Raw genomic sequence first — 17,094 nt, 5'->3', positions numbered from 1 at the left:
TGTATGTTGATGATAAAAGGAGAAATTGATGTCCCGCCAAGTGATCCATACTGAAAATGCCCCTGCTGCGATCGGTACTTATTCGCAAGCGATTCTTGTTGGCAATACCTTGTATCTTTCAGGTCAAATTGGTCTAGATCCATACAGCATGGAACTGGTTGAAGGCATTGAGACTCAGATTCGTCGTGTATTTGACAACTTGAAAGCAGTTTGCGAAGCAGCTGGCGGCTCTCTGGCAGATATTGCCAAGCTCAACATTTACCTGACTGACCTTTCTCACTTCCAGCTGGTTAACCAGATTATGGGTGAATACTTTGCCCAGCCTTATCCTGCACGTGCAGCTTTGGGTGTAGCAAGCCTACCTAAGGATGCACTGGTTGAAATGGATGGTGTAGTGATTATTAATCAATAAGTTATAAAAATCCCTAAATCCCCAATCTGCAATATTTAATTCTAAATTATAAATCGCTCCTACGCGGAAATCCGAGCAGCACTCGGATTTCCGCTCAGGTGGTATTTTTTTATCTAAATCCCCAATTATTTTGAACGCATTTTCAAATGATTTTTATTGACAAACGATAATAATTATCAATAATATCACTTATCTTATTTAATCACTGTGGTTATCTGACATGTATGTTTGTCTATGCCGTGGCATTACTGATCAAGACATTAAAGAAGCTGTTGCCAATGGGGCGGAAAGCTATCGTGAAGTACGCGAAATGCTTGACCTGGGCACGTGTTGCGGCCGCTGTGCACCTGAAGCTCGTATGATCATCAGTGATGAAGTTTCCCAGATTGCGGCGCGTCTGGCAGTTGCAGCCTAAATAGCATATTGAATACCCCTATAAATATAATGATAAAAACAATGATCTCCGATCATTACTCCTCCCCGCCCTCGACTCTGGCGGGTTTTTATTGTTTTAGATTTCATTTGATACTATTTGATTGCGATTTTCATTTGCAGTTCAATAAATTACTCGCCATTGCCGAGTCATATGATTTAAGATAATCTGATATAAAAACCCATAAATACAAATGGGTCATCAAGCTATACGGAGTGATACAATGAAAGGCAATCGTGATGTAATTAATCAGCTGAACCAGGTGTTGTATCACCACCTGACTGCAATTAACCAGTATTTTCTGCACTCACGCATGTTTAATGACTGGGGTATTGAGAAGCTCGGTTCTGCCGAATACAAAGAATCGATCGTGCAGATGAAACATGCCGATAAAATTATTGAACGCATTTTATTTTTAGAAGGTCTGCCAAACCTGCAACATTTAGGCAAACTATATATTGGTCAGCACACTCAAGAAGTGTTGCAATGTGACGTACGCAAAGTCAAAGAGAATATTGAAACCATCCAGCAAGCCGTGGCTTTAGCTGAAACTCAAATGGATTATGTGACTCGTGATCTGGTTCAAGAAATCATGGAAAAAGAAGAAGAATATTTAGATTGGACAACGACTCAGCTTGATCTGATTCAAAGTGTAAGTATTGAAAACTATATTCAAAGCCAGCTTTGATTTCAAAAGACATAAAAAAGCCATCATGATGATGGCTTTTTTATTAGATTCAAATTATTTCGGCATATCTTTAATGACTTCATTATAGTTCAGTTCAGTTTTTTGAATGGTATTCAAACGCCAGAGCTGGTGATGTGCCTCTTTGATATAACCATTGTAAGCCAGTAAACGAATATATTTTAACAAGTTGTATTTGGTTGGATAACTCACCACCAATTTTTCATATTCATGAATTTCATCCTGACTCATCTTGGTATAAGGATTTACACGAATCCAGGCAATACGATGATTAAATTCTGTCAGCAAGAAGATCGGCTTTTCATTGGTAATTTTTTCCGGCTGCTGTTCATAGCGAATGCTCTGACCGAGTTTTGGTACAGCGGTATCATAATCCCGGTAAATGACTGCAATTAAAATAACACCCACCGCAAAGATTGCTTTTATCAGCCACGATGGTATAACAAGCTGTTTAGCTACATCAGCTCGCTGCGCCAGTACTGTCCCCATAATAAAACCAACTGGTAACAGGAAATAGGCATAGTGCTGTGGAAACTCAAACATGGCATGAGTGACAAAAGCACCGATCATTAATATGCCAATGACTGACTCCGGCGTCTTTACCCATCGCTGCATTTGATAGCCCAAGTAGCCGAAATAAGCTAGGAAAGGTATACCAATCACCATCCCGTTCCAGATCAGGAAATCGATAATAAAATTATGTGCGCTACGAATCCAGACCGGACCTTGAACCGTATCAGTTATCGAGACAAAAGCAACACTGGTTTGATACCAGCCATAACCAAACCATGGCTGAGCTTGAATCGCGGCCAGCATTTGCTGCCAGATGGCAAGTCGTGACATATCACCTGTAGCACGCGAAACTACATCACGGCTTTGCACCACTTGGGCATCCATGATCTGTGTAGCCAGCTGACTGAGTAATGGAAAAGCGACAATACAAGAAATAAAGAAGATAAACCACAGAATACTGTTATACCACTTCAGGCGGATAATGCCTTTATATTGATAGAAACCTAGATACAACATGATCGCAATCGCAGCCACCCAAGCAGTACGGGACTGGCTTAACGCCACTCCCATAACAATCACAGCAGCACAAGCAAATAGCCATTTGGTCTGGATTTTTTTCTTTTCATAAAGGTACAAACAGCTCATCAAAGCCATGACTAAAAAAGTTGCCATATTATTGGGTTGGGCAAAGTTGGCATAAGGTCGCTGGTTGCCACTAATATTGACCATGCCTGGCAATATTGAATCCAGATTAGACCACTGACACAGCGCAATTAAACCAGTAATCGTCCCTGAAGCCAAAAACACATAGCTCAGATTAGCGAAAGTTTCTTCCCGGTTATAGTTTCCTGTAGAAAAGTTATAGCCAAGTACACTTGCCAGCCAAAAGCTAAAAACAAAAATAAAGCCCATCATGGCGGTGCTAAAGAAAAATACCTGTCCTGTCAGAAAATGTATCAGTGGTACACAGGCGAGTAGCAACAATGGCAGACTGAGAGCTGGAATTTTGAGTTTTTCTTTTAGATAGAGTGTAGCAAGCGCGAATAAAGCGAAGAAGGCATAGAGCTCACCGGTATAGGTTATCCATGGGCGGTAGTGGATGGGCATAAGCCATGCGAGGGAGATCAGAATTGCTGCAATGAGGGCAAGCGTGGATTTCATGTGAAAAATGTGCGATGGAGGTTGGGCATATGATAATCAAAAAGCAGATAGATGGGGAATCTGCTTTTGATTGTCATATTTAAAAAATCAATTAACCCTTTTTACAATATCCTCAAAAGAAGATGGATAAGCCTTATAGAGTTGTAAAATATCATTTCGAATTAATGAACATTTTGCATTCCAATCATACTTGCATGCTAGATTAAAATAACTGATTGCTTTTGTAGTATCTCCATTCAAAGCCAATAACGTTCCTTGCTTAACCAAAAATTCTCTCGTAGGTGTATATTTAGTAACTCTATCACCTAAAGAAATTGCTTCTTCAAGCATAAATCCATCAGGTGTAACCAAACTAAAAAGTAACTGATCTTTAAAGCTACTAAATCCAATGACATTGCTCATATTAGCGACTTTTATAAATTTATCCTTTTGTGCAATGTTTATATCATTCAAAATAGCATTTGTTGTTGCGATCTTTCTATATTCAACCAAATAGAACACTGAAACAATAGATAAACAAAAACATGTTACTGAAATCAATATTGGCTTCTTAATAATGCAAATATTTTTCCCATCTAAACTAAAAAATGACAAGAAAAGAGAAAAAATAAATATATATCTAAAATACCACAATGGAAATTCAAACATTGAATAAAATAAAAATACCAATAAAACCATTAGTATATAAAATTTTATTGAGTCAAATTTATTTAAAAAAATACCCCTCAAGAATATCCAAAAAAAGTAACCAATAATCATTCCACCAAATAAAAAACCAAATTCTGCTAATAATTGTGTAAATAAATTATGTGAGTGATCTGTAATACTGATCCAATCTAAGTAATGATAATACTCTAAATTTGTACTTGAAAAATTCTTCCAACCTACACCAAAGAAAGGATTATCTTTTATAATATAAAAAGATTGTTTAAATAACGAAATGCGAGGGTCATCAACTGCTTTTAAAGTTCGTTGTATAATTTGGTCATTTGAAGCAATAAAGTTGTAGAGAATAATCCCTGAAAAAAGTCCTGTAAATGCACTAAATGTATAGTTAAATTTTAAAAAGTGGTGATTCTTATTGTTTAAATAAATGTTATACATCAAAACAAGTAAAATCAGCATAAGTACGCCAACTCTACTAGAGGTTAAGGCAACCCCTATACCAAGAGAAAATATATATAAAATCGTTAAATATTTATATTTTTTTATTTGGCTCGCTAAAAAAATAACTGATAATATGCCCAATACAAATACAAAAGCAGTTTGATTTGATTGATATAAATTTCCAGAAAATCTTTGATATTGTAAAGGCAGCCCAAAAAAATCTACAATTTCATTTAATTTAAATACATGTGCTAATTGTGTTATAAACAATAGAAAAGCACCAACCACAAAAAAACCACTTAAAATTAATAAAATATATTTTATATTATAATTTTCTTTAACATAATCACCCAAAATCGAAATAAGAAAACAAACAAATACCACCGACAAAGGGAAAATAAGAGCATCAACATATATAATATTGTTAAATAAAGGTTGCAACAATATAATAAAAAATATCAACACCCAAATTAAGTTTGAATAATTTATTTTAATTTCTTTATTAAAAAAAAAGAAAAACAACCCTATTAAAACAATAATAAAACATATGGTATTTATATAAAAATCATGAGAACTTGGAGAATAATGCTGTGGGCTAATTACCCCATATAAATAAGCCATTCCAAATAAAAATATAAACAAATATTTTTTAAAAAATTCTAAAATCATTTACTTTTGCCTTTCAAAAAAAAAGCCAGTTATATAACTGGCTTTTTCAATGTCTAAGATATTAGTTACGGCATTCTGCTGGAGCATATTTAGATTCAAGCGTACCAGCTCCTGCATTAGCAACAGCTGTTGTTGCACCTGCAGAACGACATACCCATGTAATTGAACCAGCTGCAGGTGGAACACCTTTTACTAGAGCAGTACCAGTTGCACGATCTCCATTCAAAGGACTTAATACTAATGTATTAGCATTAGCTGGAGCAACAGCTGTAGTATATGTAATCGTAATACGACCGTTAGTTGAGTTAATATTTACACTACTTACGTTTGGTGTTGCTGATGGCGCTGTCCAACCACTACCAAAAGCAGTTGCATTTGCAGCATTTTCAGAAACAGCAGTCTTTGCAGATGACGCCAAAGATAGTCCTTCTGTTACTTTAGCACGTACAGTGTAATCTTGATAAGCAGGAATCGCTACAGCAGCAAGAATACCGATAATTGCTACAACAATCATTAATTCAATAAGAGTAAAACCCTTTTGCATAGTGTTCATAACATTCTCCACAAATGTTTTTTGTTTATTTATAAGCCTAAAGAAAAAGCTCATTTAGCTTAATTTTATATTTAGCACTAAGTGTGCCAAGTTTTATTATAATAAAATTGAGATAAAAAACAGCACTTTAAAAAAATATTTTTATTTTTGTAATTTTTTTGTTTTCTTTTGTGTAACTAACTGACAAAAAATGTCAGTTAGTTGACTAAAATCACCCCAGAATAATCGGTTTATTCCCTAATTCATTGTTTAAATCATCTATTTTACGATCATAGTACTGATCTAAGACCTGTCCAACCTGCTTCACACCCTCAATTATACCTTCCTTATACTGTTGCTGAGCCAGATTTCGAATGATGCTTTGACAGATTTCATCCCAGACTTGTTGGGTCGTTGCATTCTTAATTCCCCGATCAATCACAATCTCAACCTTATGTTCACACAGGTTTAAATATAGCAGCACACCACTATTATATTCAGTATCCCAAACTCCAAGTTCAGCAAATAGCTGTCGGGCACGACATAAGGTATCTTGGTAATAGGCAGATCGTGAAGGCAGACAGCCTTCTATCACGACCTGAATCTCCCCCACATGCCCATGCTCTGCTTCTTCAACAGCTAGTGCAATCGCATGTTGATCCTGCTTGGAGAAAAAACGCTTGGTTGCCGGCATATAAAAGAAATGCTTGAGCCAGCGTTTAAAACTCGGCCGTGCATACTCTTCCAGCTTCGGCTGTGTGACAATCTCTGTTGTATCTGTCGTTGTTACCATGAGCCTGATGCTCCTCCCCCACCAAAGCCGCCACCGCCTCCACCGAAGCCGCCGCCACCAAATCCACCTCTTCCTCCACCGCCACGACCAGCACCAGAAGCAAAGGCATACAAAAGTAGTTGCGCCAGTGAAGTGATTAATACAAAAAATACGCCAATCCCAATCATTAAACTGGCAATTAAGCCCATGCCATTGACTAAGCCAGCAGCTGTGCCTGCAACTGCAGCAGTTGCAGCACTGAGCTTTTTACCGAAAATCATCGAAGCAACCACACCAGCGATGATAATAAAAATCACGGCACCAAAAGTTGCTTGAGAAGCTTGCTGGGCTTTATAAGCCTGTTCGTGTCGCTCTTTTAGCTCATCCGCGGCTTGGGCGGCAATTTCAGGATCAAGATTTAAAATCCGTTCAATTTCCTCCAGTCCTGAATCAATCCCCTGAGCATATTGGCCTTGTTTAAAATATGGCGTGATTTTATCGTTAATAATCCGTCCTGCCACGATGTCCGGCAGTACACCTTCCAGACCATAGCCAGTCAGAATCTGAATACGGCGATCATTGATGGCAATGGTCATCAATAAACCATTATCCCGTTTAGCCGAACCAAGCTGCCAGGCCTCAGCGACCCGCATGGAATAATCAAAAATATCTTCCTGTCCGGTAGTCGGTACAATCACCACACCAATCTGACCTTTACCTTCATTATAAAGTTTCAGGATACGCTGGCTCAGCTGCTGTTTTTCAGTAGGACTGAGTAAATTTGCCTGATCAATGACCGGTTCGTTCAGACTTGGCAAGTCGCGCTGAAGCTGCCCTTCTGCCATATCATTGGCAATTTGTGGCTGTGATGCTGCAGTTTCTGTATTTTGATCCGGAGTATTTTGATTCGTTTTAGGCTGTAAGATTTCACGAGCTACGATGACTTCTTCAGTATCTGTAGCCGTCGCCGTTTCTGCTGAAACAAGTGTTGTCATTCCCATGCCCAACATAAGAATTAAACCAGCACAGTATTTCAGCAGCATCTCAGACATCTGATTCCTCACTTATTTACAGATCTTAGTTATTCAAAGGAAACCGTTGGAGCTTTCTGTGCACTTTGCTCGGCGCTAAAGTTCGGTTTGGTGTCCATGCCAATCACTTTGGCGGTCATGACTTGTGGAAACTGACGCGCATAAGAGTTGAAGTCCTGTACTGTCGTAATATAACGGTTACGCGCTACGGCAATCCGGTTTTCTGTACCTTCTAGCTGTACTTGCAAATCACGGAACTGCTGATTAGCTTTCAGGTCTGGATAATTTTCAGTGACCGCCAATAAACGTGACAAAGCACTGGTCATTTGTGACTGTGCTTCCTGATAACGCTGGAATAGTTCAGGATTTTCCAGTACTTCCTGATCGACTTTGAGGCCTGCTACATTGGCTCGTGCCTGAGTGACTTCTGTAAGCACCTGCTCTTCATGCGCGGCATAACCTTTTACGACATTCACCAGATTTGGCACAAGATCGGCACGACGCTGATACTGGTTCTGTACTTCAGACCAGGCTGCAGTCACAGCCTCATCTTTGACCTGTAAAGTGTTATAGCCACAGCCACTCAGGGTTAAGGTACTGGCCAGCATCACAGCTATGAGAGATTGTTTGAATACACGCATGATGTCTCGTCCTCAATTCTTTATTGATATTTATATAATTAATTTGATTTTAAACAGTATTTTCTAAAGTTTTGTTACTTTTTATAATCTTTTTAATGCTTCCTATTTTAAGTTTGGAAATAATTAAAGATTAAAAAACCCGCCGTAGCGGGTTCCTTAAATGATTACAGTGAATTTTTAACTGTTAGATATCGAGGTAATCCAGGATACCTTCTGCAGCCTGACGACCTTCCCAGATCGCAGTGACTACTAGGTCAGAACCACGCACCATATCACCACCGGCAAAAATTTTCGGATTTGAAGTCTGGAATTTATATTGCTGCTGCTCAGCGGCAACGACACGACCAGAACCATCCAGATTAATCTCGACATCTGCAAACCAGTCCGCTGGGCTGGTACGGAAACCAAAGGCAAGTAATACAGTATCCGCAGGCAAAATTTCTTCTGAACCTGGAATTGGTTCCGGACTACGGCGACCACGGCTATCTGGCTCACTGAGTTGGGTAGTGACAAATTTCACGCCAGTGACTTTGCCATTTTCACCGACAATTTCGATTGGCTGACGGTTAAACTGGAATTCCACCCCTTCTTCACGTGCATTTTTTACTTCACGACGTGAACCCGGCATATTTTCTTCATCACGACGGTAGGCACAGATAACAGACTCAGCACCTTGACGGATGGAGGTACGGTTACAGTCCATCGCCGTATCACCACCACCTAAAACGATGACTTTCTTGCCTTCAACGCTGATGTATTCCGATGGATCTTTTTCCCAGCCCTGGCAACGATTGACATTGGCAATAAGGAAATCGAGTGCATCATAAACGCCATCCAAATCTTCACCAGCAAAACCGCCTTTCATGTAGGTATATGTTCCCATCCCCATAAACACAGCGTCGTATTCTGCAAGCAATTGATCGATGGTGATATCTGTACCAATTTCAGTATTTAAACGGAATTCAATGCCCATGCCCGTGAAAATTTCACGGCGGCGTTTCATCACATCTTTTTCCATCTTGAATTCTGGAATACCAAAAGTGAGCAAACCACCAATTTCTGGACGTTTGTCAAACACGACTGGCTTTACGCCGGCACGAACTAAAATATCCGCACAACCAAGTCCGGCAGGACCTGCACCAATGATGGCAACTTTTTTATTAGTCCATTTTACATTGGACATATCTGGACGCCAGCCCAATGCAAAGGCGGTGTCATTGATATATTTTTCTGCATTACCAATGGTGACTGCACCGAAACCATCATTCAGGGTACAAGCACCTTCACATAGACGATCTTGTGGACAAACACGACCACAGACTTCAGGCAGTGTATTGGTTTGATGGCACAGTTCTGCTGCCTGGAAAATACGGCCCTCTGCCAGCAACTTCAACCAGTTTGGAATATAATTATGAACCGGACATTTCCATTCACAATACGGATTACCGCAACCTAGACAACGATGTGACTGATTTGCAGCCACTTCAGTTGTGAAAGGTTTATAAATTTCCACAAATTCTGCTTTGCGGACGTCAATCTCTTTTTTCTCTGGATCTTGGCGTGCTACATCCAGGAATTGAAAGTCATTACTTAGGCGTTCTGCCATGTCTCTCTCCGTGGGTAGATGCAAGGGATTCACAGTTACCTTGCATCTGCCTTTATTTCTGCAGTAGTGGAATTATTGTGGATCAGCTTGAGTTGTTTTCAACAGCGTTTGCAAGTTGGCAGCTTTTGGTTTTACCAACCAGAACTTACGGCTATAGAAGTCAAACTCGTGGCGGATCTTGTACGCCCAAGCACTACCTGTTTCTTTAATATGTTCATCCAGGATACGACCCAGGAACTCTTTGTGCTCTTCCATCGCTTCCGTAGAAATACGATTCAGCTCAATCAGTTCATGGTTGTAATGGTCAACGAAGTCATTATCCAGATCAAGTACATAGGCAAACCCACCGGTCATACCTGCACCGAAGTTGTGGCCTACTTTACCAAGCACAGTCACAATACCACCAGTCATATATTCACAGCAGTGGTCGCCCGCACCTTCAATCACGGCGAAGGCGCCAGAGTTACGTACCGCAAAACGCTCACCCGCAGTACCTGCAGCAAACAGTTTACCGCCAGTCGCCCCATACAGACAGGTATTACCAATAATTGCGGTATTTTGTGTCTGGAATGGTGAACCTTTCGGTGGGAAGATCGAGATACGACCGCCTGCCATGCCTTTACCGACATAGTCATTGGCGTCACCTTCAAGGCTGATGTGCAGACCACCGGCATTCCATACACCCAGTGACTGACCTGCTGTACCCAGCAAGTTTACTTTAACCGGATGAGCTTCCATGCTGAGGTTGCCATAACGTTTTGCAATCTCACCAGACAGACGTGCACCAATCGAACGGTCACAGTTACCAATGCTGTAGTGATATTCGCCACCAGTACCCGCTTCAATCGCTGGCAGAATTTCTTCTACCATTTTCTCAGCCAAAATACCTTTATCAAACGGCGCATTGCCCTGAACTTCACAGTACTGTGCTTTACCTTCAGCTGCAGGATGTGACTCCAGCAGTTTGCTCAGATCTAGATGTGCATGCTTGTCAGTTTCACCTGGCAAGACTTCTAGCAGATCGGTACGGCCAATCAGGTCTTTCAGACTAGATACACCGAGTGCTGCTAACCATTCACGGGTTTCTTCAGCAATAAAGGTGAAGAAGTTGATCAGCATTTGTGGTTCGCCGATGTAGTGTTCTTGACGCAAGTGATCCTGCTGGGTTGCTACACCGGTTGCACAGTTATTCAAGTGACAGATACGCAGGTATTTACAGCCCAATGCGATCATTGGTGTTGAACCAAAGCCGAAGCTTTCTGCACCTAGAATTGCTGCTTTCACAACGTCCAGACCAGTTTTTAAACCGCCATCAGTTTGTACGCGGACTTTGCCACGCAGGTCATTTACACGAAGGGCTTGATGCGCTTCACTTAGACCAAGTTCCCAAGGCGAACCTGCATGATGAATAGAGGAAAGTGGAGAAGCCGCTGTACCGCCGTCATAACCAGAAATGGTAATGAAGTCAGCATAGGCTTTCGCTACACCTGCCGCAATCGTACCGACACCTGGTTCAGAAACAAGCTTAACTGACACCATCGCCTGTGGGTTAACTTGTTTTAAATCAAAGATCAACTGTGATAAATCTTCAATTGAATAGATGTCATGATGCGGTGGTGGCGAAATGAGGGTTACACCTGGTACAGAGTAACGCAAACGAGCAATGAGACCGTTTACTTTACCGCCCGGCAACTGGCCACCTTCACCTGGTTTTGCACCTTGCGCGACTTTAATTTGCAGGACTTCTGCTGACGTTAAGTAAGCAGGAGTCACACCAAAACGGCCCGATGCAATTTGTTTGATTTTCGAGTTACGGATGGTGCCGTAACGCGCTGGATCTTCACCGCCCTCACCTGAGTTTGAACGACCACCAATCGTGTTCATGGCAATCGCAATCGCTTCGTGTGCTTCAGGCGACAATGCACCTAAAGACATACCCGCAGAGTCAAAGCGAGGCAGGATCTCTTCTACCGATTCCACTTGATCCAGTGCAATCGAATTGTCTGTTTTCAGTTTAAATAGGTCACGGATCGTTGCGATCGGACGGTTATTCACAAGTTCTGCATATTCTTTAAAATCAGCATAATTACCAGAACGTACTGCTTTATGCAGTGAATTAATTACGTCCGGGTTAAATGCATGGTATTCCTTACCGAATACAAATTTCAGCAAGCCACCTTGATCAATTGGTTTACGGTTTTTCCACGCGATATCAGCCAATTGTTTCTGGTCATTTTCAAGATCAACAAATGTTGCACCCTGAATACGGCTTGGTACACCAACGAAACATGTGTTCACGACTTCATTGGATAAGCCCACTGCTTCAAACAGCTGACCGCCACGGTAAGAAGCAACGGTTGAAATACCCATCTTGGACAGGACTTTTAGTAAGCCTTTTTCAATACCCTTACGGAAGTTGTTTTGCGCGTATACCGGATCACCCAGCAATTCACCTTTCGCAACCAGATCATTGATCACGTCATACGCCAGGTATGGATAGATCGCTGTCGCACCAAAGCCTAGAAGTACAGCAAACTGATGTGGATCACGAGCAAAACCAGTTTCGATAATCAGATTCGCATCGGTACGCAGACCTGTATTGATCAGATAATGGTGTACTGCACCAGTGACCATCACAGCATTCGCTGGCAAGAAACCTTCACGGATTTTCTTGTCTGAAAGAACCAGTAAAGTCTTACCATCACGAATCGCTTGGGCAGATTCTTCACAGATACGTGCAATCGCCGCTTCAAGACCTTCCGCTTCTGGATAGTTCAGGTCGATATCCGCGATTTCGTAACCTTTACGGCCAATGGTACGGATCTGATGCATTTTTGAATTCGTCAGCACCGGGCTGGATACGATCAAACGGTCTGCATGTTCTGGGCTCTGTTCAAATACATTCTGTTCACGACCGAAGCAGGTTTCCAGTGACATCACAATCGATTCACGTAGTGGATCGATTGGCGGGTTAGTGACCTGCGCAAACTGCTGACGGAAGTAATCGGAAACGTGACGTACCTGACGTGATAACACGGCCATTGGCGTATCGTCACCCATTGAACCTACAGCTTCCTGACCGCTTTCTGCGATTGGACGTAATAACTGGTCACGTTCTTCAAAAGTCACCATGAACATTTTTTGTGCTGCTTTTAAGCTATCGCCTTTTAAGCCTTGATCGCACAGGTATTCTTCCAGCTCAGGGCTACCCTGTAGACGTACTGAATTTTCACGCAGCCATTCACGGTATGGACGCATACGTTTCAAGTGGTTATTGACATCCTGAGTATCTAATACTTTACCAGTCAAGGTATCCACAACCAGAATCTGGCCTGGACCTACACGACCTTTAGATACTACATCTTCAGGCTCATAACCCCAGACACCGATTTCAGACGCCAGGGTGATATAACCATTTTTAGTCACGACCCAACGCGCAGGACGCAAACCATTACGGTCCAGCATACAGATCGCATGACGACCATCCTGTATTACAAGTCCTGCAGGACCATCCCATGCTTCCATATGCTTAGAGTTAAACTCATAGAAGGCACGTAAGTCAGCATCAAGTGTTTCAACATTCTGCCAAGCGGGTGGAACCAGCATACGGAGTGCACGGAACAGGTCCATACCACCACCTACGAGGATTTCCAGCATATTATCCAGACTAGAAGAATCCGAACCAGTACGGTTAACAATTGGGTTCAGTTCAGTCAAGCCTGGCAGTAATGGATTTTCGAATTTAGGTGTACGCGCCAGCGCCCAGTTACGGTTTGCAGTAATGGTATTGATTTCACCATTGTGCGCCAGGTAACGGAACGGTTGTGCCAACGGCCAGCGCGGCAAGGTATTGGTCGAGAAACGTTGGTGGAACACTACAATATGTGACGCCAGACGCTCATCAGCCAGGTCAGTATAGAAATCAGCAATTGCTGCTGGCATCATCAGACCTTTGTAGCTGATCACAGTTGAGCATAAGGTAGTCACATAGAAGTATGGATCATTTGTCAGTTTCTGCTCGGCACGACGACGCGCCAGGAATAACTTACGGTTAAATTCAACCTCAGTGACACCGATTGGGCAGTTAACAATGACCTGTTCAAAAGCAGGCAAAGACTGCATCGCAATCTCACCTAACGCGCCATTGTTGGTGGGTACCACACGCCATGCGATAACGCGGCAACCTTCTTCTTCAATTTCTTTGGTTAATACTTGTTTTGCGTGTGCTGCCAGTGCAGGATCCAAGTTCAGGAAGATCGTACCTACAGCAAAAATTTCGCTTAAGGTAATATCACTTAAACGCTTTGCTTCTTCACGAAAGAATTCCTTTGGCATTGCCAAAAGCAAACCACAACCATCACCAGTCTTACCATCTGCGGCAATACCACCACGGTGGGTCATACAACTTAAACTATGAATTGCGGTCTTGACGAGATCATGGCTTGCATCACCCTGCATATGGGCGATCAAACCGAAACCACAGTTATCTTTAAACTCATCCGGTTGGTATAAACCTTGAGCGGGAGCTACATTATTAGGCGATGGCATGTGCATAGCGTACCCTTCTTATCACAAAGCCCTGGCGGGCTGTTAAACAATCTAAATCCGTCTTTGCGATGGCGTCCAATTTACTTTCGAGGAAATTTCTATTAGCAGAGTAAAACTTTTCTTCACACCTTGAAGATAAACCTTTTCAGATTAATACGCATGAAAAATAAAGTTTAAAAGACTCAGAAATCACATAAAAATAACGACTAAATATGACACTTACGCATAATCATCGAATCATTTTCGCGCCAAAACAGGGAGATTAATTCAATTCATGCACCAATAAAGCAAAGAACATGCCAACTTGATGCACTAAGACAGAAACAATACCAATGACAAAGATTTAGCAAATATTAGATACAGAGTGATGATTTTTATTGTGTATTTTTTGCACCAAAAGCGCACATTTATAGCATTTTTTCATACAGGGTGCGCTATTTTAGCTCGCACCCAAATTTGTATTAGTTAAAAGGATCACTTATCTCTTGTTCTTCAGCACGTTGTTGACCATTAGGTTGAGCACGTGGCGTTGACAGTACAGTGCTTTCAGACTTCTGCACATCTACTATATTCCCCGATGGATCACGACGAACAATGGTTGTACTGGTGGTACTTGGCGTATTTGATGACGGCTGGCTCTGCGGTTTAGGAACTACTGTTTCCTCTACTTTTGGTAGAGGCACATTTTTTAATCGCACTTGATAGAGTTTCTGGTTAGACGTCAGCTCATCAGAACCTAAGTTATTTACATAAGGTTGATAATCTTGAATTTGCTGCACAGCTGGTTTAACTGATTTTGGCAAATCCATATTCAAATGATCCAGTGCCTGCTTCGCTTGATTTGCTGATTTATAAGAACCATAGAGTAAAACATATTGCTCAGGCATATTTTCGTCTGACAGTCGTAAATATATGAATTTATTACGATCTATCTGTTTTCTTAAGAAGTTTTTAATAATTATTTCATCAGAGACCCGAAACAGTTCAATCGCATACTGATTTTTAAATTGAGTAACATATTTGGTACCACGAAACTCGGCTTCATGGTTTGCATTTACAATGGTGCGTGTAGTCATATCCAGCGGATGAACTTCCTCATTTAATGCACCAAGATGGGTCATTGAAGCGACTTTTTCTGGTTGAATCAGTAGTTCGACCTCTGTTTCAGGCTTTTTCTCTACAGGAGTGACCTGATCCTTATCTGTAATTGCCCAAAAAATGAGCGCAACAAAAAGACAGCCTACCGCAGTCACCAGCCAAAAATAATGCTGAATCTTTTGCCATGGCGTATGGAGTGCTGTCATTTTCTAAAATTACCTATGCTTGATTGGCCAGAATGGCCTGCTTCATTAATTCTACATCAAAGTCTCGGGTGATAATCGCTTGTCCTAATTGTTCCAGCAATACCAGACGTAACTGTCCATTTAAGACTTTTTTGTCATGTGCCATATATCCCAGGAAATCATCCAGAGGAATTTTAGGACAAACAATCGGAAGTTTGGCACGAGAAATGATTTTTTTTGTACGCTCTACCTCGGCTTCGGAAATCCAGCCCATACGCTGTGATAAATCAGCGGCCATGACCATACCGGTTGCCACCGCCTCACCATGCAGCCATTCACCATAGCCCAGATAAGACTCGATGGCATGGCCAAAAGTATGACCGAGATTGAGTAAAGCACGCTCACCTTGCTCTTTTTCATCGTTCGCCACGATACGGGCTTTATGCGCACAGGAACGATAAACAGCTTCAGCGAGCAACTGCTCATCACGAGCAATCAGACCTTCCATATTGGCTTCCAGCCAAACCAGGAAGTCCTTATCACCGAGTAATGCATATTTAATGACTTCAGCAAGACCTGCTGATAATTCACGATCTGGCAAGGTTGATAACTGGGACATATCCGCCAGCACGACTTGTGGCTGCTGGAAAGCACCAATCATGTTTTTACCGAGTGGATGGTTGATCCCGGTTTTACCACCAACACTGGAATCCACCTGCGAAAGCAAAGTTGTTGGAACTTGAATAAAGTACACACCACGCTGGAAACAGGCTGAAGCAAAACCAGCCATATCACCAATCACGCCACCACCCAACGCCAATACCGTACAATCCCGGTTAAAACCCGCTTCAAGCAATGCATCAAAAATCAGGTTTAAATGTTGAATATCCTTAAATTTCTCGCCATCAGGCAAAATACAGTTCGCTACCGTTTTACCCAGGTTTTCCAAGGCTGTCTTATAATGTTCCAGATATAGTGGTGCCACCGTATCATTACTGACAATCATCACCTGTTTACCATGAATATAAGGTTCTAACAGCTGCTGAGGATTTAAATCGCTACCAATAAAAATTGGATAACGACGTTCACCGAGTTCGACATGTAAGGTTTGCATGATGGGGTAACCACTTTTCTACTGAACTTATTTTTTCGGAAGGATGAGATGCAGAATACGCTGTGCCAGATCACGTGCAGCACCCTGATTGGTCTCAATAATATGGTGTGCGACTTCCCGATACAGCGGATCCCGAATTGCCAGCAGATCTTTAAGTTTCTGTTCCGGATTTTCAACTTGTAATAAGGGACGGTTTTTGTCGCGATAGGTTCGCTGGAGCTGGATTTCCACAGGAGTATAGAGATAAACAACGATGCCTCGCTGTTTCAGATATTCGCGGTTAGGCGCCTGAGTCACCGCACCACCACCTGTGGCCAAAACCAACTGTGGTCGTGAAGTTAACTCATCAATGACAACCGTCTCACGACTGCGAAAGCCCTGCTCACCCTCTTTTTCAAAGATCCAGGGAATCGTTGCACCTGTTTTACGCTCAATTTCATGATCACTATCCAGAAATTCTCGTCCTAACAATTCTGCTAAATGCCGTCCTACTGTTGTCTTTCCCGCCCCCATCGGCCCTACCAAATAGATATTTGGCAGGGATTCAAACTCTTTGCTTGGCAAGG

14 protein-coding genes are annotated in these 17,094 nt (G+C 41.8%); 3 read left to right on the top strand and 11 right to left on the bottom strand.

Features of this window, described 5'->3' with window-relative positions; genetic code table 11:
• Positions 1 to 28: 28 nt before the first annotated feature.
• The 3 genes from FSC11_RS01510 (at position 29) to bfr (ending at position 1,533) form a co-directional block, all read left to right on the top strand.
• The gene (locus tag FSC11_RS01510; RefSeq protein ID WP_163164743.1) at positions 29 to 412 is read left to right on the top strand and encodes a RidA family protein; all 384 of its coding nucleotides are present in this window, start codon (positions 29 to 31) and stop codon (positions 410 to 412) included.
• Between the two features lie 220 nt (positions 413 to 632).
• On the top strand, positions 633 to 827 hold the full coding sequence (locus FSC11_RS01505; RefSeq protein ID WP_005223443.1) for a bacterioferritin-associated ferredoxin: 195 nt from the start codon (positions 633 to 635) through the stop codon (positions 825 to 827).
• A 241-nt stretch (positions 828 to 1,068) separates the two neighbouring features.
• Positions 1,069 to 1,533, top strand: coding sequence for a heteropolymeric bacterioferritin subunit Bfr (gene bfr, locus FSC11_RS01500; protein WP_163164741.1), 465 nt, complete (start codon positions 1,069 to 1,071; stop codon positions 1,531 to 1,533).
• A gap of 54 nt (positions 1,534 to 1,587) precedes the next feature.
• Here the strand turns inward: bfr and FSC11_RS01495 are convergent, their stop codons facing one another.
• From FSC11_RS01495 to aroK, 11 genes are all read right to left on the bottom strand, one after another.
• Complete coding sequence (locus FSC11_RS01495; protein WP_163164739.1) at positions 1,588 to 3,225, bottom strand: PglL family O-oligosaccharyltransferase; 1,638 nt, start codon at positions 3,223 to 3,225, stop codon at positions 1,588 to 1,590.
• An 87-nt stretch (positions 3,226 to 3,312) separates the two neighbouring features.
• Positions 3,313 to 5,001: an O-antigen ligase family protein gene (locus FSC11_RS01490; RefSeq protein WP_163164737.1), complete on the bottom strand. Its 1,689-nt coding sequence runs from the start codon at positions 4,999 to 5,001 to the stop codon at positions 3,313 to 3,315.
• Between the two features lie 61 nt (positions 5,002 to 5,062).
• A complete protein-coding gene (locus FSC11_RS01485) occupies positions 5,063 to 5,545 on the bottom strand; it encodes a pilin (RefSeq protein ID WP_420867677.1) in 483 nt (160 codons plus the stop codon).
• A gap of 220 nt (positions 5,546 to 5,765) precedes the next feature.
• Positions 5,766 to 6,326, bottom strand: coding sequence for a TPM domain-containing protein (locus FSC11_RS01480; RefSeq protein WP_163164733.1), 561 nt, complete (start codon positions 6,324 to 6,326; stop codon positions 5,766 to 5,768).
• Positions 6,320 to 7,357 (bottom strand): TPM domain-containing protein, encoded by a 1,038-nt coding sequence (locus FSC11_RS01475; RefSeq protein ID WP_163164732.1) that lies wholly within the window; start codon positions 7,355 to 7,357, stop codon positions 6,320 to 6,322. The genes FSC11_RS01480 and FSC11_RS01475 overlap by 7 nt, the downstream gene beginning before the upstream one ends.
• 29 nt (positions 7,358 to 7,386) lie before the next feature.
• On the bottom strand, positions 7,387 to 7,977 hold the full coding sequence (locus FSC11_RS01470) for a LemA family protein (protein WP_163164730.1): 591 nt from the start codon (positions 7,975 to 7,977) through the stop codon (positions 7,387 to 7,389).
• Between the two features lie 184 nt (positions 7,978 to 8,161).
• Complete coding sequence (locus FSC11_RS01465) at positions 8,162 to 9,583, bottom strand: FAD-dependent oxidoreductase (protein WP_163164728.1); 1,422 nt, start codon at positions 9,581 to 9,583, stop codon at positions 8,162 to 8,164.
• A gap of 72 nt (positions 9,584 to 9,655) precedes the next feature.
• The gene (gene gltB / locus FSC11_RS01460) at positions 9,656 to 14,131 is read right to left on the bottom strand and encodes a glutamate synthase large subunit (protein ID WP_171260570.1); all 4,476 of its coding nucleotides are present in this window, start codon (positions 14,129 to 14,131) and stop codon (positions 9,656 to 9,658) included.
• A gap of 461 nt (positions 14,132 to 14,592) precedes the next feature.
• A complete protein-coding gene (locus tag FSC11_RS01455; protein ID WP_163164726.1) occupies positions 14,593 to 15,435 on the bottom strand; it encodes a hypothetical protein in 843 nt (280 codons plus the stop codon).
• A 13-nt stretch (positions 15,436 to 15,448) separates the two neighbouring features.
• Positions 15,449 to 16,528 carry a 3-dehydroquinate synthase gene (gene aroB / locus FSC11_RS01450; RefSeq protein WP_163164724.1) on the bottom strand — a complete coding sequence of 360 codons (1,080 nt, stop codon included), beginning with the start codon at positions 16,526 to 16,528 and terminating at the stop codon, positions 15,449 to 15,451.
• A 27-nt stretch (positions 16,529 to 16,555) separates the two neighbouring features.
• Positions 16,556 to 17,092 carry a shikimate kinase AroK gene (gene aroK / locus FSC11_RS01445; RefSeq protein WP_004896271.1) on the bottom strand — a complete coding sequence of 179 codons (537 nt, stop codon included), beginning with the start codon at positions 17,090 to 17,092 and terminating at the stop codon, positions 16,556 to 16,558.
• Positions 17,093 to 17,094: the final 2 nt, after the last annotated feature.

Source organism: Acinetobacter schindleri, from assembly GCF_010918895.1.
Classification (GTDB): domain Bacteria; phylum Pseudomonadota; class Gammaproteobacteria; order Pseudomonadales; family Moraxellaceae; genus Acinetobacter; species Acinetobacter schindleri.
The sequence above is the reverse complement of the archived record's forward strand: the minus strand, read 5'-3'. Positions and strand labels throughout refer to the sequence as shown.